This is a genomic window from Rhodococcus opacus, assembly GCF_012396235.1.
Lineage (GTDB): Bacteria > Actinomycetota > Actinomycetes > Mycobacteriales > Mycobacteriaceae > Rhodococcus_F > Rhodococcus_F opacus.
Genome location: NZ_JAAXPA010000010.1, coordinates 1 through 21,013, shown reverse-complemented (window position 1 = coordinate 21,013; position 21,013 = coordinate 1). Strand labels below are relative to the sequence as shown.

At 65.1% G+C, this 21,013-nt stretch carries 19 protein-coding genes and 3 pseudogenes; 11 read left to right on the top strand and 11 right to left on the bottom strand.

Features of this window, described 5'->3' with window-relative positions; genetic code table 11:
- Nucleotides 1-16 precede the first annotated feature (16 nt).
- A complete protein-coding gene (locus HGB39_RS15395) occupies nucleotides 17-1,183 on the top strand; it encodes an MFS transporter (protein WP_005568067.1) in 1,167 nt (388 codons plus the stop codon).
- 312 nt (nucleotides 1,184-1,495) lie between these two features.
- Here HGB39_RS15395 and HGB39_RS15390 read toward each other — a convergent pair whose 3' ends face one another.
- The 8 genes from HGB39_RS15390 to HGB39_RS15355 form a co-directional block, all read right to left on the bottom strand.
- Entirely contained in the window at nucleotides 1,496-2,623 is a 1,128-nt protein-coding gene (locus HGB39_RS15390) for an acyl-CoA dehydrogenase family protein (protein ID WP_005568065.1), read from the bottom strand.
- Between the two features lie 94 nt (nucleotides 2,624-2,717).
- The gene (gene fadD11 / locus HGB39_RS15385) at nucleotides 2,718-4,562 is read right to left on the bottom strand and encodes a fatty acid--CoA ligase FadD11 (RefSeq protein WP_005568064.1); all 1,845 of its coding nucleotides are present in this window, start codon (nucleotides 4,560-4,562) and stop codon (nucleotides 2,718-2,720) included.
- A complete protein-coding gene (locus HGB39_RS15380) occupies nucleotides 4,559-5,530 on the bottom strand; it encodes an SDR family oxidoreductase (RefSeq protein WP_005568062.1) in 972 nt (323 codons plus the stop codon). The genes fadD11 and HGB39_RS15380 overlap by 4 nt, the downstream gene beginning before the upstream one ends.
- On the bottom strand, nucleotides 5,530-7,014 hold the full coding sequence (locus tag HGB39_RS15375; protein ID WP_005568061.1) for an aldehyde dehydrogenase family protein: 1,485 nt from the start codon (nucleotides 7,012-7,014) through the stop codon (nucleotides 5,530-5,532). The genes HGB39_RS15380 and HGB39_RS15375 overlap by 1 nt, the downstream gene beginning before the upstream one ends.
- Nucleotides 7,011-7,523, bottom strand: a complete 513-nt coding sequence (locus HGB39_RS15370; protein ID WP_043790429.1) for an SRPBCC family protein — start codon at nucleotides 7,521-7,523, stop codon at nucleotides 7,011-7,013. The genes HGB39_RS15375 and HGB39_RS15370 overlap by 4 nt, the downstream gene beginning before the upstream one ends.
- Nucleotides 7,520-8,623 carry a PDR/VanB family oxidoreductase gene (locus HGB39_RS15365; RefSeq protein WP_043790426.1) on the bottom strand — a complete coding sequence of 368 codons (1,104 nt, stop codon included), beginning with the start codon at nucleotides 8,621-8,623 and terminating at the stop codon, nucleotides 7,520-7,522. Before HGB39_RS15365 ends, HGB39_RS15370 begins: the two co-directional genes overlap by 4 nt.
- The gene (locus tag HGB39_RS15360; RefSeq protein ID WP_043790424.1) at nucleotides 8,620-9,552 is read right to left on the bottom strand and encodes a metal-dependent hydrolase; all 933 of its coding nucleotides are present in this window, start codon (nucleotides 9,550-9,552) and stop codon (nucleotides 8,620-8,622) included. The genes HGB39_RS15365 and HGB39_RS15360 overlap by 4 nt, the downstream gene beginning before the upstream one ends.
- A complete protein-coding gene (locus tag HGB39_RS15355; RefSeq protein ID WP_043790434.1) occupies nucleotides 9,549-11,093 on the bottom strand; it encodes a flavin-containing monooxygenase in 1,545 nt (514 codons plus the stop codon). The genes HGB39_RS15360 and HGB39_RS15355 overlap by 4 nt, the downstream gene beginning before the upstream one ends.
- Before the next feature lie 131 nt (nucleotides 11,094-11,224).
- Between HGB39_RS15355 and HGB39_RS38665 the strand changes: the two are divergent.
- The 3 genes and pseudogenes from HGB39_RS38665 to HGB39_RS15340 all read left to right on the top strand — a co-directional run.
- Nucleotides 11,225-11,428, top strand: a pseudogene (locus tag HGB39_RS38665) (HD domain-containing protein); the annotation flags it as partial.
- Between the two features lie 109 nt (nucleotides 11,429-11,537).
- Nucleotides 11,538-11,972 (top strand): annotated as a pseudogene (locus HGB39_RS15345) (carboxymuconolactone decarboxylase family protein).
- Nucleotides 11,973-12,266: 294 nt separating this feature from the next.
- A complete protein-coding gene (locus HGB39_RS15340; RefSeq protein WP_162276263.1) occupies nucleotides 12,267-12,431 on the top strand; it encodes a hypothetical protein in 165 nt (54 codons plus the stop codon).
- Here HGB39_RS15340 and HGB39_RS39855 read toward each other — a convergent pair.
- Nucleotides 12,426-12,864: pseudogene (locus HGB39_RS39855) on the bottom strand (HD domain-containing protein); the annotation flags it as partial. The gene HGB39_RS15340 and the pseudogene HGB39_RS39855 sit on opposite strands and share 6 nt — an antisense overlap.
- 59 nt (nucleotides 12,865-12,923) lie before the next feature.
- On the opposite strand from HGB39_RS39855, the gene HGB39_RS15330 reads away from it, so the two are divergent.
- The 6 genes from HGB39_RS15330 (at nucleotide 12,924) to HGB39_RS15305 (ending at nucleotide 18,914) form a co-directional block, all read left to right on the top strand.
- Entirely contained in the window at nucleotides 12,924-13,976 is a 1,053-nt protein-coding gene (locus HGB39_RS15330; RefSeq protein ID WP_005568050.1) for a GlxA family transcriptional regulator, read from the top strand.
- 96 nt (nucleotides 13,977-14,072) lie between these two features.
- Entirely contained in the window at nucleotides 14,073-14,327 is a 255-nt protein-coding gene (locus HGB39_RS15325; RefSeq protein ID WP_005568049.1) for a hypothetical protein, read from the top strand.
- A gap of 258 nt (nucleotides 14,328-14,585) precedes the next feature.
- On the top strand, nucleotides 14,586-15,491 hold the full coding sequence (gene mmsB / locus HGB39_RS15320) for a 3-hydroxyisobutyrate dehydrogenase (RefSeq protein WP_005568047.1): 906 nt from the start codon (nucleotides 14,586-14,588) through the stop codon (nucleotides 15,489-15,491).
- 68 nt (nucleotides 15,492-15,559) lie between these two features.
- Entirely contained in the window at nucleotides 15,560-16,129 is a 570-nt protein-coding gene (locus HGB39_RS15315; protein WP_005253494.1) for an adenylate kinase, read from the top strand.
- A gap of 53 nt (nucleotides 16,130-16,182) precedes the next feature.
- Nucleotides 16,183-17,685 (top strand): aldehyde dehydrogenase family protein, encoded by a 1,503-nt coding sequence (locus HGB39_RS15310; RefSeq protein ID WP_005568045.1) that lies wholly within the window; start codon nucleotides 16,183-16,185, stop codon nucleotides 17,683-17,685.
- A 14-nt stretch (nucleotides 17,686-17,699) separates the two neighbouring features.
- Nucleotides 17,700-18,914, top strand: a complete 1,215-nt coding sequence (locus tag HGB39_RS15305; protein WP_005568043.1) for a CaiB/BaiF CoA transferase family protein — start codon at nucleotides 17,700-17,702, stop codon at nucleotides 18,912-18,914.
- A gap of 83 nt (nucleotides 18,915-18,997) precedes the next feature.
- Here HGB39_RS15305 and HGB39_RS15300 read toward each other — a convergent pair whose 3' ends face one another.
- The gene (locus tag HGB39_RS15300) at nucleotides 18,998-19,909 is read right to left on the bottom strand and encodes a LysR family transcriptional regulator (RefSeq protein WP_005568041.1); all 912 of its coding nucleotides are present in this window, start codon (nucleotides 19,907-19,909) and stop codon (nucleotides 18,998-19,000) included.
- Nucleotides 19,906-20,424, bottom strand: coding sequence for a MarR family winged helix-turn-helix transcriptional regulator (locus HGB39_RS15295; protein ID WP_051055155.1), 519 nt, complete (start codon nucleotides 20,422-20,424; stop codon nucleotides 19,906-19,908). The genes HGB39_RS15300 and HGB39_RS15295 overlap by 4 nt, the downstream gene beginning before the upstream one ends.
- Nucleotides 20,425-20,628: 204 nt before the next feature.
- On the opposite strand from HGB39_RS15295, the gene HGB39_RS15290 reads away from it, so the two are divergent.
- A partial coding sequence (locus HGB39_RS15290) for an acyl-CoA dehydrogenase family protein (RefSeq protein WP_210752633.1) occupies nucleotides 20,629-21,013 on the top strand: 385 nt, incomplete at its 3' end.

Genomic DNA, 21,013 nt, shown 5'->3' with positions numbered 1-21,013 from the left:
TCTCTTCTACTCACTCGTGAAGTCCTGGTTCGTCTCCCTCTGCCTCGTCACCGCACTCCTACAGGCCGTATACGCGGCAGTGCGCGTGATGATCTCGTACCGAGCCCTCGAGCTCGGCGGTAACGGCGCGACCGTGGGGATCCTGACCGCGTTGTATTCGCTCGTCCCGCTGGTCGCAGCGATCCCCATCGGCCGGGCCGTGGACGGCAGGCACGCGGCCGCGGTACTGCGTATCGGCGCAGCGCTTTCCGGCGTCGCGGTCGTCGTGATCATCACCAGCACTGACCTGGTCGTGCTCGCCGCCGGCAGCATCCTGCTCGGATTCGGCCACATCCTGACCCTGGTATCCGGCCAGGGATACGTACCGCTCATGTCCTCCCCCGATCAATACGACCGCAGATTCGGCGGCCTGACCGTCTGGATCTCCGTGGGACAGTCCATCGGCATTCCGGTGGCCGGAATCATCGCATCCCGCAGCCACGAAGGACACGTCGAAACCAGCGGCGCGCTACTCGCGATGCTGGTGCTCGCGGCACTCGCAGCCACCGCGAGCCTGTCACCGCACCTTCGGACACCCAAGACCGCGACACCGCGAAAATCCGCAGCTCCCGTACGCCAGTCGACGATGGCGATGCTGTCCACCTCCGGCATGCGCCCCGCCGTCTTCAGCAGCCTGATCGTGCTGACCTCGATGGACCTGACCACCGCCTACCTGCCGGTCCTCGGGGAGCAGTACGGATTTTCCGTACTGACGGTCACCGCGATCCTGACAGCCCGCTCGATCGCCGCGATCGTTTCTCGTGTGTTCTTGACCAGACTTCTGCAATTGGCACCGCGCCGGTGGCTCCTGATCTCCGGCACACTGTGCTCGGCACTGCCAGTCGCCCTGATACCGGCTGTGCCTCAACCGATCATCGTCGGCATCCTCATGGCAGTTGCCGGCTTCTTCTGGGGCCTCGCACAGCCCCTCACCATGACCTGGGTTGCGGGACTGGTACCTCCCTCGAACCGTGCGTCGGCGCTCTCACTTCGCCTGACCGGCAATCGGCTCGGGCAAGTCTTCATCCCGCTCACCGCAGGCGCAATCGCAGGCTCCACCGGGACCGACGCCGTCTTCGTGCTGACCGGTGGGCTCCTCGCCGGCGCAGCATTCTCGACGTGGAGGGCTCTCACCCGCGAATAGCCACCGCCGGCAGCGGTAACGGTCCCGCTGATCCGGTATCGCACACCGTTCGATCCACATCTCCGCTGCGCACGGCACCTTCGACGAAGGGGGGTTCCCATGGACCCAGATGTTCGCGGCACACTGTGCCGCCACCGACCGGTCACGTCGGGCGGGCGGCCGACGTCACGGAAGTCCTCACACTCCTCGGCGATCCCACAGTCACGATCGTGCCCGTCGTCGCCCGCCGGGGTGGGAAAGACCGCCGTCGCCGCCGTGACCCAGGAACTGGTGTCATCGGCCACTACGCGAAGATGCTGGGCGGACTGCTTGCTACAGCGCTCTCGAGATCAATTCCTTCATGACCTCGTTGGATCCGGCGTAGATGCGCTGGATGCGGGCGTCGGCGTACATCTGGGCGATGGGGTATTCGAGGATGTAGCCGTATCCTCCGAACAGTTGTAGACAGCGGTCGATCACGGCGCACTGTTGATCGGTCAACCAGTACTTCGCCATCGCGGCGGTGGTGACGTCGAGTTCGCCGCGAAGGTGTTTGCCGATACAGTCGTCGATAAAGGTGCGCGATACCCTTGCGAGGGAAGCGCATTCGGCAAGTTCGAAGCGCGTGTTCTGGAGATCGAACAGTGTCTTCCCAAACATTGTCCGCGATTTGGTGTACTCGATGGTGAGGGCTACCGCGCGTTCGATCGCGGCGACGGCAGCGACGCCGCAGATCAATCTTTCCTGTGGTAGTTGCTGCATCAGCTGGACGAATCCGGCACCCTCGCGTTCTCCGAGGAGGTTGTCCACGGGGACGCGAAGACCGTCGAAGAACAGTTCAGTGGTGTCCTGCCCCTTCTGGCCCAGCTTGTCGAAGATCTGTCCGCGCGAGAATCCGGGAGTGTCGTCGTTCACCTCGGCGACGATGAGAGACACCCCCTTCGACCCGAGCGTGGCATCGGTCTTGGCCGCGATGATGACGAGGTCACAGTTGCGACCGTTCGAGATGAAGGTCTTGGCGCCGGTGATGACATAGTCGCCCCCGTCGCGTACGGCCTTGGTAGTGATGTTTTGCAGATCTGAGCCGGTTCCCGGTTCGGTCATGGCGATGGCACCGACCCATTCACCGCTTGTGAGCTTGGGAAGCCATCGCGATTTCTGCTCGTGGCTTCCGTACGCGTTCAGGTAGTGCGGAACGATTCCCGAGTGCACACCGAGTTGCAACGAGTGGTCACCTGCCATCACCTGTTCGTGAAACAGCACGGCATCGTGGGCGAAAGTTCCTCCCCCTCCACCGAACTCCGTAGGAATCGACATACCCGACAAGCCCAGCTTACCCAGGGTGCCGTAGACCTCCTTGTCCGGAAAGCCCTGTTCGGTGAACCGGCGTTGGTGGGGGGTGACCTCTTTGGCGAAGAAGTTGCGTGCGAGTTCGGCAACTGCGTCGAGCTCGTCGTCCATCCACGGGGATGCGCCGCTTTCCGTGGTGACAGTGGAAGAAGTCAAGGGTTCGTCTCCAAAGTTGTTGCGATTAAGTCACGATGGGTTAGTGATGTCAGGTCCCGACCGGGACCTCCGACGTCCGGTCGGCGGCGGGCTCATACACACCTTGGGCGAGGAGTTCGCGGTAGAGCAGCTCGATCTCCGATGCATACTTCTCGGCGATCGGTTTACGGCGCAGCTTCATCGTCAGGGTGAGTTCGTCACCGCCCGGCTCCCAGAAGGTGGGGAGGATCAGGAAGCGTTTGACCTGCTCCACGCGAGAGAGGCCGGTGTTGGCCATCGCGACCGCGGCGGCGATCATCGTGATCATGTCGCGGTCCGCTGCCAGGGAAGCGGCATCGACCCGGATGTTCTTCGCCGCGGCGAAATTAGCCGCGGCCTCGGGGTCGAGCGAGATCAGGGCCGTGTTGTACGGCCGCGCATCTCCGATAGTGGCCACGCCGCCGATGAGCGAGGAGGTGGCCTTGATTGCGTTCTCGATGGTGGCTGGGGACATATTCTTCCCCGAGGAGTTGATGATCAGTTCCTTCTTCCGATCGACGACGGTGAGGTATCCGTCCCGGTCGATGGACACCACGTCACCGGTGGCCAGCCATCCGTCGGCGTCGACGGCGTCGGCAGTTTTGGCAGGCTCTCCCCGGTAACCCTTCATGACGAGGGGACCACGAACGAAAAGCTCACCGTCGTTCGCGACCCGCATGTCCATGCCGGGCACGATCTTGCCGACCGTTCCCAGTTTGGCGGGATCGGCCGGGGCCGCACTGGCGATGCAGGTCAGTTCCGACATCCCCCAGATCTCGGAGATCTGCAGCCCGAGCCCCGCGAAGAATGCCAGCGTGTCGGCGGGTATCGGTGCCGCTCCTGACACGGCCCATCGGAGCTTGTCGAATCCGAGTTCGGCGCGCATCGGCGCCAACACCACCGATTCTGCCTTGACGAACTCGTGTTCCAATTCTTCCGGTACGGGGAGACCTACCCGGAGCAACTCGATCCGGCGCGCGCCGACCTCGAGGCCCCACTGCAACGCGCGCCGTCGTGCGTCGTCCGGCTCGTTCGCCACCGCCCGTTCGACCGCGATTTTCAGCTTCTCCCAGACCCGCGGTACCGCGCCCCAGATGGTCGGCCGGCAGTCGGGAAGTGCGGCAGCGATCTGCCGTACGTCCGCGACCACGGTGACTTGCGTTCCGAACACCATCTGGAAGTACAGAGCCGTCATCCGATCGGCGATGTGTGCCGACGGCATGAAGGAGGTGATGCGGTCCCCGAACTCGATCGGGAGGATCCAGCACACCGCGCCGGCCTCGAACAGCAATGCGGCATGAGTCGACTCCACCCCTTTCGGGTTGCCGGTAGTGCCGGAGGTGTAGATCAGGGTTGCAACATCGTCGGGCCGCACCGAGCGCCACGCGGCGTCGAAGTCGAACTCCGGTGAGCCGAGAGCCTTCATCTGGTCCAAGGTGAGCGTCCCGGCCGGGGCAATTCCTGCCTCCGCATCGATGACGACGATCTGCTCCAGCAGTGCGCCGGATTCCCTGATTCGCTCCACGTACTGGGCCTCGCACACCACGACCTTGGCTTCGGCGTTGCCGAGAACGTATGCGATGGCAGAGGGAGGAAGCGTGTTGTAGATCGAGAACGACGTCGCCCCGACATGTAGCGCTCCGACGTCGATGGGGTAGAAGTCCACGCGATTGGCCATCATCAAGGCGACGGTGTCGCCGCGGCGGACTCCGAGTGCGGCGAATCCAGCCGCCACTTCGCGGACCTGGCTCGAGTATTGCCGCCAGGTCAACGTCTGTGAATCGCCGACCGTTCGCAGTGCGATGGCGTCCGGGTCGATGGCGGCGGTGCGTTGAAATGCTGCGCACAGGGTGTGGGGCGCTTCATCGATGGTCATGGCGTTCTCCTCGGTTCAGGACCGGCTGCTGTGGATCCACTCGGATATGTGGTGACGGGGCGTTCTTCGAGCTCGCGGATCAGTTGGTGGCATTCGGCATCGGCCGCCAGGTAGCCGTCGGCGAGCACGTTCACCAGTCCTCGTCCCAGTGCCCACGGTTGCCATGCCGCCGGAGCGAGGGTGCGTCCGGCGCGGCGAGCGATGGCATCCGCGATCACAGTCGCGGCATCCTCCGGACTGATGCGGCGGCGCAGCGGACGAGGAAGACGCGCATCGAGCCTTCTGCCGATCTCGTCGTCGTCCAGCGTTGCCCGAGCCAGTTGTGTGTCGACCATCCCGAAGTACGCGACACCCGCGGAGGCGCCGTAGCCGGCGAGTTCGAGACGGAGTGCCCGGCCGAGTTGTTCGACGGCGGCCTTGCTGATCATGTAGGACGCACCACCGAGACCGGGTGCGAAGGCCGCCGCAGACGACACCACCACGATGTGGCCGCGTCGCGTAATCACTTCGTCGATCGCCGGATGGACGGTGTTGAAGACGCCTGTGAGGTTGATGTCGATCACGCGGTCGAAGCCCGCCGGATCTATCTGGCGGAGGGTGGACGGGGGCGGGGTCACTCCGGCGTTCGCGATCACCACATCGAGCCGCCCATACCGCTCGATCACCCGGTGTACGGCTGCATCCATGCCGCGACGGTCGCGGACGTCGGCGACCAGGGTGAGGACCCGCCGTCGTCCGAGCGCGAATTCGGCCGCCGTCAGCGCGGATTGGTTGACATCGATCAGCGCGACGGTCGCGCCGCGGGCATGCAGTGCTCGCGCCGATGCCAGTCCGATACCGCCGCCGCCGCCGGTAATCAGGACCACCTTTCCGGCAACGTTGTACTCGGCGCCTCGACCGGGAAGTGGGAGTCCCAGGTCTCTCAGGGTGCGAGCGATCGTCGATCGGGTTCTGAACGTGGCCATCATCAATGCCTTCCGTGGAGCAGTCTGACGAGAACGCGCACCAGAGTGTCGATCCGCGGTGTGCGCCGAAACGTGGTGAGCGGAAGAATCGACGGGAATCGCTGCCTCGTCATCGCACGGGCAAACGTGAACTCCCTCAACCCGTCAGCGCCGTGGACCCGGCCGAATCCGGAATCACCGACACCACCCAGCGGCAGGCTGGGGACGGCGGCGTACATGACGTACGAATTGACCGACACTGCGCCGGTGCGGATTCTCGTCGCGATCTCCTCGCCGCGTCGGCGGGAGAAGATGCTCAGCCCCAATCCGTATCGGCTCGCATTGGTTCGGTCGACCGCGTCGTCCATATCCCGCACCCTGGTCACGGTCATGGTGGGCCCGAATGTCTCCTCGGTGACCGCGACACTGTCCTCCGGCACGTCCACCAGAATGGTCGGCTGCACGAGGTTGCCCTCGATGGCGTCCGGCCCTCCGAGTACGGCGCGGCCGCCCCTCCCGATCGCGTCGTCGATGTGGCGACGGATGACGTCGATGTGTGTGGGCATGGTGATGGGACCGATCTGGGCGTTCCCGCCGGAACCGGCCCGGATCGTGCGTGCACGAGTGACCACCCGATCGGCGAACGCGTCGAATACCTTTTCGTGCACGTACACCCGCTCCACCCCGAGACAGGTCTGACCGGCGTTGGAGAACCCACCCCACACGGCCGCGTCGGCCGCCGCGTCGAGGTCGCCGTCAGCATCGACGATCAAGGCGTCCTTTCCGCCGCACTCCATCAGAACCGGAGTGAGTGTCTCCGCGCACGCGGTCATCACCTGTTTTCCAGTGGCGGTGGAACCGGTGAACCCGATCTTGTCCACGCCCGATCGGCAGAGCGCGGCTCCCGTGGAGCCGTCACCCGTGACCACCTGTAGAACCGGGTGTTCCGGCACGACCTCGGACAATGCCTGGGCCAACCACACACCGACGCCCGGGGTGTACTCGCTGGGCTTGTAGACAACGGTGTTCCCGGCTGCGAGCGCGAAGGACAAAGAACCGAGCGGGGTGAAAATCGGGTAGTTCCACGGTCCGATCACCCCCACGACTCCGACGGGGAGATATTCGACGCTCGCCGATTGGTTGGCGGTGAGCAGGCTGGAGCGGACCGGGCGCCGACCCAGTACACGGGCGGCGTTCTTGGCCGCCCACGCCAGGTGTTCCGAGGCCATCGCAATTTCGAGCATCGCGTCTGCGCGCGGCTTACCCATCTCGAGGTGGGTGAGCTCCGCGAGTTCCGGTGCCCGACGGGCGATGATGCCCCGCCACGCGTCGAGTCGCCGGGCCCGTTCGTCGAATCCCAGCGACCCCCACCAGCCGGCGACCTCGCGCGCTCGGCGCACCGCGTCGTCGATGTCGTCGGCCGACCCGCGTGGGTGGGTTCCTACCACCCGCCCGGTCGCCGGACTGATCACATCGAACATGTCGGCCGCAGCCGTGGTCGTGATCATCGGCGGGTTCCCTTCGGTTCGTCGAGCGTCTTGTCGGCGAGCGCGTGCGCCCATCCCCGTGTCACCCGACGGAGGATTGGCAGGGACAGTACGAGGAATGGGGCGAACCCGGGCGTGGTGTCCATCGCAAAGGTCCAGGTGAGCCGGGTTCCGTCGGACGTCGGTTCCAGGGTGATGTCCTCGGCGAACCGGCGGAATCCGGGTCTGCTGGCGGACTCGGCGGTAAAGGTCATCCGTCTGCCCTCGTCCCAGCGGTAGAAGCGTTCCCTCAGCGCCGCGGCGCCGTGACCGAGCGTCACGGTTCTGGTGGTACCGACACCGAAGGGCCGGGACGACGTCCACTCGCTTGCCGTGATCAGCCGCGCCCACGACACCAGTGCGTCGTGTGCGGTCAACACACTCCACACGTGGTCGGTGTCCGTCGACACGTTCACGATGTGCACGAGCCGGAATCGGGCGGTCTGCAGGAACTCGTCGTCGGTGGCGGCGAGTGGGTACCAGCGCATCACAGGTCGATCACCAGCGATCCACCGGCCGAGCGGGACAGACAGACCAGCATCGAATTCTCCCGTTCGTTGTGCGTCAGGATCTTGTCGCGGTGATCGACCTCGCCGGCCAGGACGCGCACGCGACAGGTGCCGCAAAAGCCCTGCCGGCACGAGTAGGCGACACCCGGGACCTCCCGGCGGATCGCCGCGAGCGCGGTCTCGTCCGGCCCGACCGACACAGTCGTCCCTCGGCGGGCGAGTCGTATCTCGAACTCACGGCCATCGACCACCGGAAGTGGTGAGAAGCGTTCGGTGTGAAGCGATCCGGTCGGGTCGATCTCGGACATCAGCCGACGCGCGGTGGTCATCAACGGTGTCGGGCCACACATGTAGACGGCGGCACCAGGGGAAGCCGTGGCGACGATGCCGGCGACATCAGGAGGACCGAATTCGTCGTCCGGCCGGATCTCGACCTGGCCACGGGGATACCAGGCGAGTTCGTCGAGGAACGGCATGGTTTCTCGGGAGCGTCCGAGATAGACCAACCTCCATGGCAGCTCACGGTCGTGGCATCTCTTCACCATCGGCAGGATCGGAGTGATTCCGATTCCGCCCGCGACGAACAGATACGATTCCGCGGCAACCAGTGGGAAGGCATTGCGAGGCCCCCGCACGGTGATCGGGGTCCCGGTCCGCACGGAGTCGTGGACCTCCCGCGAACCACCCAGGCCGGTGTCGATCCGACGCACCGCGATGCGGTAGGACGACAGATCGTCGGGGTCGCCGCACAGTGAGTACTGCCGTTGCTTTCCCGAGGGGAGGATCAGGTCGAGGTGCGCGCCTGGGATCCAGGACGGGAGGTCGCGTCCGTCCGGCGACACCACTGTCATGCTGACGACATCAGCTGCCTCGGTCCGCACCTCCGCAACAATCAGATTCATATCGAAGCCCCAGTGACGCACGGGCTTCGGCCTCGACAGCCACGGAGCAGCGCGACTGGCGGCGAACACGTTTCGGTACGCGACCGTCGCCCGCGCAGCCAGCCGGAGAACCCTGGAGGGTTCGAAGTCGGGCGTATCGGAGTCCGAGCCTGCGGAACTGTCCGACGTCGTCATTGTCATGAGTCGCTTTCTCGGTAGGAACGGTTGGCGGCAGGCGACTGTGCGAGGTAGCGCATCGCCACATCCATGTCACCGATCTGCGAGGGATGGAAGCTGGGACGGAGGTACGGCGGGATTTCCGTGATCAGGAATTTGATGTTGGGCACGAGCCCCCGCCTGGTTGCACGGATCAATTGCAGTGGCCAGAAGTGCCCCTTGTCCGCCGACGGATCGGTGCGGAAGAGGTAGTTCATCGATGTCAGGAACAGCAGGATGAGGGTGAGGCTGGCGATCAGTGCCGTTCGTACGCGGCGGGCATAGCTGCCGTCGACGTACATGTAGGCGTCGAAGGCGACGTTGCGGTGCTCGACCTCCTCGGCGCCGTGCCACCGGACCATGTCGAGCATCATCGGGTGCATGCCCGCCTTCTCCAGTGCGGGGTCCGTCAGCAGCCACTCCCCCACCACGGCGGTGTAGTGCTCCATGGCGGCGAACAAACCCAGCCGCTCACACAGCCACGCCCGTTTCGCACGGGCGGACAGCCCTCGATCTCCCAGAATCCGGTCTACGAGCCAGTCCATCTTCTTCGACATCGGTTCGATGTCCATGCCCAGTTCCGCGAGGTGTTCACGGGCCCCCTTGTGCGACGCGGCGTGAGTCGCCTCCTGGCCGACGAACCCGACGACCTCCTCGTGGAGCCGCTCGTCCTCGATCAGTGGCAGCGCCTCGGCCAACGTCGCGGACATCGCGCGCTCGCCTTCGGGAAGTACCAAGTGCATGAAGTTGATGACATGCGTGGCCATCGGCTCGCCGGGAACATAGTGCAACGGCACTCCGTCCCAGGAGAACTCGACGTCACGAGCGGTGATCGCGTGCGCTTCGTCCGTGTATCGCCGCGCACCGACCGGATCGACCACAGGGTTTCGGCCTATTCGGGGAAACGACATCATCCTGCTGTCCTCACTGTCGATTTTGCCGAGGCTCCGACCCCGCTGAGGATGTATTGGTCGAGGTCCGCCCGCCGGGTCCGCGCGCGGAAGCGGCGGTTGAACCCCGGGTAGAAGGTGAAGTTGCGGCCCTCGCCGCTGAGGTAATAGCTGGTGCACCCACCGGTGTTCCACACCGAGGTCTGTAGCCTCTTGTCGACCTCGTCGACGAATGCCTGCTGAACCTCGGGGCGGACGTCGATACTCGCCGCCCCCTGCGCGTTCATTTCCTGCAGGCAACTGAGGATGTACGCAATCTGAGCTTCGATGGTCACAACCTGCGAGGTGTAGACGACGGAATTGGGGCCGAGCAACATGAAGAAGTTGGGGAATCCACTGATTGTGGTGCCGAGATAGGCTCGGGCATTGCCGTTCCACGCCTCGGCCAGGGTACGACCGTCGCGCCCTCGCACCACATCGAACGCGGGATTGTCGGTCAGCCGGAAGCCCGTTCCCATCACGATCGTGTCGACCTCGTGGAGAGCGCCGTCCTCGGTGACGATCCCGTTCGATCGCACTTCACGAATTCCGTCGGTGACCACGTCCACATTCGGCTGCGCGAGCGCCGGATAGAAGGAGTTGGAAAACGTCGGTCGTTTACAACCGAACGCATAGGTGGGCGTGAGTTTTGTCCGCAGCTCCGCGTTGCGGACCTGGCGGCGCAGGTGGGCGCGGCCGAGCGCCGCCAGCCCTTTCAGCAGCGCCGGCTTGTACACGAAACCCGGAACCATCGCCTCTTGGACCAGATCGAGACCGGCCCGCGCCAGCCGCTGGGCAACAGGTACCCGCGCGAACAATCTCTGTGGCCATCCGGTCATCGGTTGGTCGGGGTGCGGAAGTATCCACGTCGGGGTCCGCTGGAACACCGTCATCGAACCGACGCTCGGCTGAATTCGGGGGATGATCTGCACCGCAGAGGCACCGGTTCCGATCACCGCGACCCTTTCCCCGGCGAGATCGTGCTCGTGGTCCCAGGCGGCGGAGTGAAAAACAGCGCCCTGGAAGCTCGCCAGTCCGGGAAGGTTCGGTACCGCCGGTTCACTGAACGGGCCCATCGCCCCGACCAGAATCCGCGCCTCCCAGTTTCCATGACTGGTGGTCACGTGCCACGCCTGCGAGTCGTCGTCCCAGGTCGCGTCTTGCACGTCATGACCCATCCGCAGGTGCGGGACGATGCCGAAGTTCTCAGCGCAGGCGCGCAGATAGTCGTGGATCTCCTGCTGCAGCGGGTAGAGCCTGGTCCAGTTCGGGTTGGGAGCAAAAGAGAATGAATAGAGGATCGAGGGGATGTCGCATTGCGCTCCCGGGTAGGTATTGACCCGCCACGTTCCGCCGATGTCCTCCGCACGGTCGAGCACGACGAAGTCGTCGATGCCGGCCTGTTTCAGTCTGATCGCAGTTCCCAGCCCACCGAATCCCGCGCCGACGATGAGTACGTCGACCCTTTCGGGTGCCTGATCGACGTTGTCGACCGGAAGTTCCACCGGTATTGCAGACCTGACCATTCGGGCGCCCTCCTCGTTGATGCCGCGCATGCCGAAGACACTAGAACTGACATCACACGCTGTCAACAGCGGTCGATGTCAACATTTACAAGACGCCGCACGCAGCCACACGATCTAATTCGGCACGTCGTCCGCGCCGGGTCGAGGAGATCACCGCTGTCCATCCGCGGGGTGACTTCAAGAACGAATTTCTGCGTGCCTTCGTCGACGGGCTCAGCCACCGGCCGGACACCACCTACGGCACCGTCAATGCCGACGTACTGGACCACTTCGTTCCCGGCTTCCGCAGCATGAGCATGGTTGATCGCATCACGGGGTCGCCGTGGTCTGCATGACCGGGACGCACCGGAAGACAGCGCGCGATCTTCAGGCAACCTCGTTCAGCACCATCGGTGCGGGCGCCCGGACCCACAACCATTCGACAACCTACTCAGAAGGAACGTCATGACCAGCGTGAATCTCGGCAAGCAGCACCCGTCCGTCTATCGGAGCCTGACGACGCTGGACGCGGAAGTGAAAGCTGCTCTGGAAACGGCGGGAGTGGACCGCTCCTGGTGGAGTTGGTGAAGATCCGCGTCTCCCAACTCAACGGCTGCGCCTTCTGTTCGCTTGCACACCCGCGACGCCCTCGCCAAGGGAGAGACGACGGATCGACTGGCCGTCGTCGCAGCGTGGTGGGAGTCGCAGTATTTCAGCGACCAGGAGCGCGCGGCTCTCGCTCTCGCCGAACAGGTCACCGCTCTCGCCGTTCCGGAACGGCGAACCTGGGATGACGGCTCCCTCACAGATGAGCAGATGTCCGCGATCAGCTGGCTGGCAACCGTGATGAACGCCTGGAATCGGGTCGCGATCACCAGTCACTACCCGGTTGCGCCGTAAAGTTCTCGGCCCTCGGCCCTCGGCGCTGTCGCCGAGGGCCGGCTCTCGGAAGGGCCTGCGACGACCAGCTCGCCCTCTGAACGAAATCCACCGAAAGCGCTGCCGCACCCTCATCCAAGCGGATGGGAAACCATGTGTGGTTGGATCCGACGCGCTGTTGAGGTCGACCTGGGATCGATCACCAACGAAACATGCTCTACGACGAAGCTTTTGGAGATTCGAGAGTTTCCGATGAGCCAGTGCTGGCGAAGGAAGGAGAGAGCGTCGAAGATCGCTGTCGAGTGGAGTTGAGTGGTGACCTTGTCGCGTGCTTCGTCGCCGCTCGGCCTGCCGAGCGATGCCGCGATCGGCCGTGCATTCCTTGACGAGTTGCTCGCCCCGCTGCGCGAGCTCCGGGACGGTCTGCGACTCGACGAACATGATCCTTCCACGGCGCCGATCGTGCGATGTAGTCGGTGAAGGTCCGGCCAGACCCAGCCCGACCACATCAGTGAGGACGCCGAAGTGGGTGGCGGCGACTTCGTCCCCCATCCGGCCGGGAATCCCGGGTGTGGTGTGCAGCGCGATCGCCGTCCAGACCACCTCGGCGGCAGCAGCGGAGAAACCGCGATCGAGCAGAAACTTGCGAGCATGATCGGCCCCATCGAGCTCGAACCGCTGCTCGACATTCGAGAAGGGCGTGAGCAGGCCAGTGTCGTGGAAGAGGGCAGAGAGGTAGAGCAGCTCAGGGTCTGGCTGCAGGCCGAGCTCGCGAGCCTGGAGCGTGCTGAAGAGGAACTCGCGCCGTGAGTGATGGAAGATCAGGGGGCTCGTCGTATCCATGGACGAGGCGAGTGGCTTCGGCTGCCGCCTGTGTCTCGGGAATCTCTACTCCTGCGATGATCTCGGTCATGAGCCCTGCACTTTCAGGTTTCGATGTTGTAGAACAGACGATGTGTCCGTCCCTCTACGGTGCCGAACATCGAGGGTCCGGCGCCGCCTCGGTCCGGCCATGAATCACCCGAATTCGGACAGGCGGTGAGCGTGCGTACGAGCCCCCACCCGCATCGGGTCGCGGTCCTGGTCTACGACGGGGTGAAGCTGCTCGATGTCGCCGGCCCCGCCGAGGTGTTCGCGGAGGCGAATCGATGCGGCGCCGACTACCAGATCGTGTTGTTGTCGCCGACCGGTGCCGGTGTTGCGTCGTCTATCGGGATAAAGATCTCCGTCGACGGCGACGCAGGATCGGAACCGGCACCCGACACCTTCCTCGTGGCCGGCGGCGACATCTACCCTCGAACCGCCATCTCCCGCGACCTCGTCGAGGCAACGGGCACGCTCGCAACGCGATCTGCTCGGGTCGGTTCGATCTGCACAGGCGCGTTCATCCTCGCGGCGGCCGGCCTCCTGGAGGGCAAACGCGCGACCACGCACTGGAAAGTCGCACACGAACTTGCCGCCCGGCACCCGACAACCCTCGTCGAACCCGACTCGATCTATGTTCGCGACGGCACCACGTACACGTCCGCGGGCGTGAGCGCCGGCATCGACCTGGCGCTGGCGCTGGTCGAGGAAGACCATGGCCCCGATCTGACGCGCGACGTCGCCCGACGCCTGGTGGTCTACTTGCAGCGCGCGGGCGGACAATCGCAGTTCTCTGCCCCACTCCAAGGCCCACCGCCGCGCACACCAGCCCTCCGCCGAATTGTGGATCTGGTGACGGCGGACCCCGCCGGGAAGCATTCGCTCGCCGAACTCGCCGGACACCTCAACGTGAGCCCTCGACACCTCACGCGACTCTTTCGAACCGAGCTGTCCACCACACCTGCCCGGTATGTCGAGCTGGTCCGATTCGACATGGCAAAGGCGCTGCTCGGCCAGGGGCACAACGCAACACAGGCAGCATCACTCGCCGGCTTCCCGAGCTACGAGAGCCTACGAAGAGTCTTCGTGCGGGAGCTGTCGATGTCACCGGCTGCCTACCAACGCCGCTTCGGCACCGCGCACCGCGCCGACGCGGGGTAGTCCGCCCGGGGGTGTGCGATTGCCGTACCCGGTGATTCCTGTCGTTGTGCAACGCGCGAAGAGCCGGCGCCGATACACCGACCAGAGGTGAGGACCGTGGTCGAGCACATCGCCGCCCGGCAGGACGTACGCGAGTTCCGGCGGGCCCTGGACGAGCTGTTCGCGTTCCTGCTCGACAACGACGACCCCTACACGCCGGAATGGGACCGCGCCCGGCTTCACCGGCTGACTACCCAGGTACAGGAAGCGACCGCCACGCTGAGGCTGGGCGGGCTGCGAGTGGATTACCTCGGATTCGGGAGCATGGAAATCTCCGTCGACCTCGGCCCACCGCCCAACGGTCCCAGGTGATCGCCCCTTCCGACGAAGATGGCGGTTTCGGGTCTGCTGTCGGCGCGCGGTGATGCAATATTGCACATCCCCATTGCAGGTTAGGTGATTCCCCCGGCCTCCATACCCGGGCACACTTGTATTCGTCCCCGCCGGAAACTGCGCGAAGCGAAGAGATTCCCGGGGTCTATCCCATGGGCTCGTCCGAGTCGACGTCACCTGCCGGCATCGACTCGGACTGCGCGTTGAACGTCGGTTACCACACCGCTAGGAGTACAGATGAGCAAGATCGCTTTCCTCGGCCTCGGAAACATGGGCTTGGGTATGGCCACGAATCTGGTGCGCAACGGCCACACAGTCATCGGATTCGACCCCTCCCCAGCGGCATCCGAGATGGCGTCATCACACGGAATCGACTCTGCTGCATCTCCTGTCGATGCAGCGGAGCGTGCCGACGTGATCATCACCATGCTGCCCAGCGGCAAGCACGTGCTCGACGTCTACGCCGACCTGGTCCCGGCCACATCGCAGGGAACCCTCTTCCTCGACTGCTCGACGATCGATGTCGGCGACGCGCGAGCCGCCGCTGAACTGGCTGTCGGCGCCGGGCATCAGGCGGTGGACGCCCCGGTGTCCGGAGGCACGGTCGCCGCGGACGGCGGAACGCTCACCTTCATGGTCGGCGGCCCGGCCGACGCGGTGGACCGAGCAAGCTCACTGCTCGACGCCATGGGGTCCCGTATCGTCCGATGCGGCGACTCCGGAGCAGGTCAGGCTGCGAAGATCTGCAATAACATGGTCCTGGGGATCTCCATGATCGCCGTCAGCGAAGCCTTCGCGCTTGGCGCAAAGCTGGGCCTGACCGACCAGGCACTGTTCGACGTCTCGTCGACCGCGTCCGGTCAGTGCTGGGCGTTGACCACGAACTGCCCGGTTCCCGGACCGGTTCCGACCAGCCCCGCCAACCGCGACTATGCCGGCGGGTTCGCGAGTGCATTGATGCTCAAGGACCTCCGACTCGCGCAGTCCGCAGCGACGGACAACGGTGTCGAAACGACGCTCGGACGACGCGCCACCGAACTCTACGAACAGTTCGTCGCCCAGGACGGCCCAGGCCGTGACTTCTCTGCGATCGTGACGGCAATCCGTGCCGGTGCATATGACGTGCAGGCACAACAGTCGTAGCCCCTCCCACGTAGACCTCGCCCCGTGCCGCGGGAGTGAGACGCTGCTCGATGTGAAAGGAATTCGTTGTGCGCATCATTCTGACAGGGCCGCCGGGAGCGGGCAAAGGCACACAGGCGCAGTCGCTTTCGACGGCGCTGCAGCTCCCCCACATCTCGACCGGCGATCTGTTCCGCAGCCACATCGCACAGAGCACGGAACTGGGGCGGACGGCGAAATCGTTCCTCGATGCCGGCGAACTGGTCCCGGACGAGGTCACCATCGGGATGGTCGCGGAGCGCCTCGCGGCCGACGACACGGCCACAGGATTCATTCTGGACGGCTTCCCCCGCACCGTGGTTCAGGCGATCGCCCTCGATGAGCTCCTTGGCCGACAGCTGAGCCAGATCGACGCCGTCCTGGACTTTTCGATAGCGGACGATGCAGTCGTCGAACGGATGCTGGCCCGTGGCCGCGCCGACGACACCGAGGACGTCATTCGTCGACGTCTGCGGGTCTATCACGACGAGACCCGACCGCTGCTCGACTACTACTCGCCGCTTCTGCTGGCCGTCGATGCGGAAGGTGAGGTCGACGAGGTCTACGCCCTCGCGATCGGCGCGCTGTCCGAGCGCGGAAGCGTCGCTCCGTCCACCTGAACGCTGTTCCCTGCACCCCAGCAGAGCCATCCGAATATCAAGGAGATTCCGACATGACCTCCACACAAACCTCACTCGCTGAGCTCCATATTCCCGAGGCCCGCGACTACCCCATGTTCGTCGACGGGGCCTGGGTGGACGCCAGTTCCGGTCAGTGGAGTGAGGTGACCACCCCGATTCTTCGTGAGCACGTGATCGGCCGTGTCCCGTCCTCGAGCACCGAGGACGTCGATCGCGCGGTGCGTGCTGCGCAGAAAGCCTTCCCTCGGTGGCGGTCTCAGCACTTCACGGCGCGAGGCCGGATCCTGAGCCAGATCGCCGACGCCATCGACGCGCGCGCCGAGGAACTGGCCCGCCTCACCGCCCTCGATACCGGCAATGCGCTGCGCACCCAGGCACGCCCCGAGGTCGCCACCCTGGCGAACCTGTTCCGGTACTTCGCCGGTGTCGCCGGCGAGATCAAGGGCACGGTTCTCCCCGCCGGCGACGATCAGCTCCAGTACTCCCGCCAGGAGCCCCTCGGCGTCATCGGATGCATCCTGCCCTGGAACTCCCCGCTGATGATCGCCGGATTCAAGATCCCCGCCGCCCTCGTCGCGGGAAATACCGTCGTGGTCAAGGCGGCCGAGGCGGCTCCGCTGAGCGTGTTGCTGCTCGCCGAGATCTGCGCCGAACACCTGCCGGGCGGTGTGCTCAACGTCCTCACCGGATCCGGCAGGGTGGCCGGTGAAGCACTGGTCCAGCACCCGGACGTCGACAAGATCTCCTTCACCGGCTCGACCGAAGTGGGACGTCATGTTGCCCGTGAGGCCGGTGGCCGGTTGGCACACGTCTCCCTCGAACTCGGCGGCAAGAACCCCTCGATCGTATTCCCCGACGTGGACATCGACGACGACTTCATCAATCAACTGCTGCTGTCGACCCGGGTACACCGGCAGGGACAGAGCTGCACCGCCGGTTCCCGGTTGTTCCTGCACCAGGACGTCTACGACGAGGTCCTCGACCGGCTGGTGAACACCCTGGCCGGGCTGAAGGTCGGGAATCCGCTCGCCGAGTCCACGGACATGGGCGCCATCGTCAACGACAAGCAGTTCGCCTCGGTCTGCGGGTTCCTCGACGACGGCCTGAGCTCGACCAAGGTTGCCACCGTCCTCGACGGCTCACCGGACAAGCTCGGCAACTCCGACGGCTACTACATGGGCCCGACCGTGTTCTCCGGCGCCGACAACTCCTGGCGCCTGTCCCGTGAGGAGATCTTCGGGCCGGCGCTCGTCGCGATCCCGTGGAACGACCACTCCGACGTCATCGACATGGCCAACGACTCGCACTACGGTCTGGCCGCATACGTGTGGACCCACAATCTCGATCTGGCGCTGTCCACCGCCCATGCCCTCGAAACCGGGTGGGTGCAGGTCAACCAGGGCGGCGGCCAGATGGTCGGCCAGTCGTACGGCGGATACAAGCAGAGTGGCCTCGGCCGCGAAGTGTCGCTCGAGGGCATGATCGCCGGATTCACCCAGACCAAGCAGGTCAACGTGCGCCTGCGCACACTCTGAGAAGGGAGCGCACCATGACTGTCGGACCACTCAATGACATCCTCGTGCTCGACCTCTCCCGGGCGCTGGCCGGGCCGATCGCCGCGATGATGCTCGGTGACCTCGGTGCCCGGGTGATCAAGGTCGAAGCCCCGGGCACCGGCGACGACTCCCGCACCTGGGGGCCGCCGTTCGTCGGGCCGGCCGACGACCCGCAGTCGTCGTACTTCATGTCGGCGAACCGGAACAAGGAATCGATCGTGCTCGACCTCAAATCCGAGCACGGTAAGGATGCGCTCCGTCGCCTGGTTCGGCGGGCGGACGTGCTGATCGAGAATCTGCGGCCGGGCGCGTTCGACCGGCTGGGCTTTCCGGCCGACGTACTCGAGGAGCTCAACCCGCGGCTGATCACGTTGTCGATCACCGGCTTCGGGCACGACGGCCCGGAGGGATCCCGCGCCGGCTACGACCAGATCGCCCAGGGCGAGGCCGGGCTGATGTCGGTGACCGGTGACCCCGACGGGGAGCCGACGCGGATCGGAGTCCCGGTCGCCGACGTCCTCGCCGGTGTCCACGGCGCCACGGGAGTCTCGGCCGCACTGGCCTCGAGGGAAAAGACCGGCAAGGGCATGGTCGTCCGGACGTCCCTGTTGGCCGCCGCGATCAGCGCCCACACCTTCCAGGGCACCAAGTGGACGGTCGGTGGGCAGGTCGCGCAGCGGTCCGGTAACCACCACCCGCAGATCGCGCCGTACGGAAGCTTCCGCTGCGCCGACGGATACGTTCAGATCGCGGTCGGCAGCGAGGCGATCTGGGCGAAATTCGCTCCGGTGGCCGGGCTGTCGGCGGACGATCCACGATTCACGGTCAACCGGGACCGGGTCGCGAACCGCGACAAGCTGATCACCGCAATCGAGGCCGACTTCGCCCGACGTCCTCGGGCTGACGTCCTCGCCGCGCTCGAGGCCGCGGGTGTTCCCGCCGGGTCGATCCGCACCATCGACGAGGTCTACGAATGGGAGCAGACCCGCAGCCAGGGCCTGCTCCTCGAGGTCGAGCATCCCGTGGTGGGGCCGGTGCAGTTGCCGGGTCCGTCCCTGCGGATGGAAACGGCCGGCGGTGAGTCGCTGGTGCGGTCCGCGCATGTTGCGCCGCCGGTGCTCGGACAGCACACCGAACAGATTCTCGACTGGCTCGACTCGGTCGACGCCACCGATCCGCTCGATGCGATGGTGCCCGCGCAGGCGTGAACTCGGTGAGAGTCCGACTGGCACACCGGGGCGGTGTTGCAGGAGTCTGCCTCCTGCAACACCGCCCCGGGTGCGCCGGGAACCTACACAGTGGGGACCAGTTCGTCTCGCCGACTGCGCGCCTCTTCCTGAATCGCTTGCCGGACGGCCTGGACCGCCGGATTGGTGAGGCTTTCGCGGCGCGCGGCCAGGGAGAAGGCAAGGCGAACATCGACGGCCTCCGGCAAGATCCTGCGCAGATCGGTGTGCTGGTCCGCCATGAACGCCGGCAACAGCCCGATGCCACCGCCGGAACGCGTGGCAGCGACATGAGCGAAGATGTTGGTGGACATGAACTTTGCAGCGACACCGGGCAGATGCCGGCTCAGGTCGAGATCCCCGACCTGCAGCAAGGAGTCGACGAAGAAGACCAGCGGGTGCGCTGTCAGCTCGTCCAGGCTGCCGGGTTCGCCGTGCTCGCGGAAGTATCCTTCGCTGCCGTACAACCCCAGCGAGTACTGGCAAACACGTTCGGAGACCAGCCGACTGGTGATCGGTGTGCCCACCGCGACAGCGAGGTCGAACCCTGATTGGTACAGATTCAGTTGCCTTGTATCCGTGATCAACTCGACGACAAGGTGCGGGTGACTCATCCGCAGCTTGGCCAATGCGGGAGCGACGAACAACGACCCGAATCCGTCCGGAGCGGTGATCCGGATGGTTCCCCGGAGTGGATTCTCACTGATACCGAGGACCACGTCGGCGGTTTCCTGAACGGCTTCCTCGATCAGTCGCGCCTTCTCCGCGATCGATCGGCCGACATCGGTCAGCTCCCATCCGTCGGCACTGCGCTGCAGCAGACGGACACCCAGGACCTTCTCGAGCGCACGCACACGCCTCGAGACGGTGGTGTGGTCGACGCCCAGGTCCAGCGCCGCGGATTGGCGGCGTCCGGTTCGCGCGACGGCGAGCAGGTACCGAAGGTCATCCGAGCGGATGTTCCGGACGTCGATCACGGCCGGCCTCCCGGTAGGTCGGCCGCCGTGGTGTGGTGTCCGCCCCGTGCGGCGGTCGATGCACGCCGGGTTGCGGAGAGTAGCTGCTGCAGGTCCTCGTGGAGACGGCGCATGACCTTCGGGTCCGCGAGGGCGACGGCATCGAGGGCGCGGGTCGCCGAGGTTGCCACCTCGCGACCCTTGTCGGTGATCGTGACGAGGGTCGAACGGCGATCGGACCGATTGATCGTCCGTAAGGCCAACCCGGAACCTTCGAGCCCTTCGATCAGCGTTCCGATGGTGGTGGGATGCCTGTCGAGAGCACGGACGATCCGCACCATGGGTAGTGGGGCGTTCGCGGCGATCATCATGGCCAAGACCTCGTACCGGGCGAACGACAGTCCGAGTGGTCGCAACGTGGAGTTGAGTTGATGGGTGATCAGCTTCTGCGTCTGCAGTACGGCGGCGATCAGCGATGTATACGGCGGCACAGATTCGGCAGCCGGCGCCGAGTGGGGTGGTTGCGCAGTGGCCACCGGAAGCCTCCTAGTTGTCCGGAATGAGCATCGAATGAACGCCCTGAGTGTGTATTTCGCGAAACTCGCGTTTGGCGACGGGACTGTGTCGGCACTTCCCGTGTCGAAGTGTTTCGGTTTGGAGTGGGTCACACCCATTGGCAATTTACATGGATATCCAACTATAGTACTTCCAACTTCTCCGATCTGAAAGGGTCGATTCATATGTTCACCTTGACCGATGACGAGCGGGCGATCAGCGACACTGCCCGTGACTTCGCGGCCGAGCATCTCGCGCCGCACGCTGTGGAGTGGGATCAGGCCAAGCATTTCCCGGTGGATGTCCTGCGTAAGGCGGCGTCGCTGGGGATGGGTGGGATCTACATCCGCGAGGATGTGGGTGGGTCCGAGCTGACTCGTGTCGACGCGGCCCGCATCTTCGAGCAGCTCGCGAAGGGGTGCCCGTCGATCGCCGCGTACATTTCGATCCACAACATGGTCACCTGGATGATCGACCGGTTCGGCACCGAGGAGCAGCGGCGCGCGTGGGTGCCGGGGCTGTGTTCGATGGATCAGCTGGGCAGTTATTGCCTGACCGAGCCGGGTGCCG

Coding starts and splice junctions, on each gene's coding strand:
- HGB39_RS15390 (WP_005568065.1), bottom strand. CDS start 2,623: ATGGACGACGAGCTCGACGCAGTTGCCGAACTCGCACGCAACTTCTTC.
- fadD11 (WP_005568064.1), bottom strand. CDS start 4,562: ATGACCATCGATGAAGCGCCCCACACCCTGTGCGCAGCATTTCAACGC.
- HGB39_RS15380 (WP_005568062.1), bottom strand. CDS start 5,530: ATGATGGCCACGTTCAGAACCCGATCGACGATCGCTCGCACCCTGAGA.
- HGB39_RS15375 (WP_005568061.1), bottom strand. CDS start 7,014: ATGATCACGACCACGGCTGCGGCCGACATGTTCGATGTGATCAGTCCG.
- HGB39_RS15365 (WP_043790426.1), bottom strand. CDS start 8,623: ATGACAATGACGACGTCGGACAGTTCCGCAGGCTCGGACTCCGATACG.
- HGB39_RS15360 (WP_043790424.1), bottom strand. CDS start 9,552: ATGATGTCGTTTCCCCGAATAGGCCGAAACCCTGTGGTCGATCCGGTC.
- HGB39_RS15355 (WP_043790434.1), bottom strand. CDS start 11,093: ATGGTCAGGTCTGCAATACCGGTGGAACTTCCGGTCGACAACGTCGAT.
- mmsB (WP_005568047.1), top strand. CDS start 14,586: ATGAGCAAGATCGCTTTCCTCGGCCTCGGAAACATGGGCTTGGGTATG.
- HGB39_RS15310 (WP_005568045.1), top strand. CDS start 16,183: ATGACCTCCACACAAACCTCACTCGCTGAGCTCCATATTCCCGAGGCC.
- HGB39_RS15305 (WP_005568043.1), top strand. CDS start 17,700: ATGACTGTCGGACCACTCAATGACATCCTCGTGCTCGACCTCTCCCGG.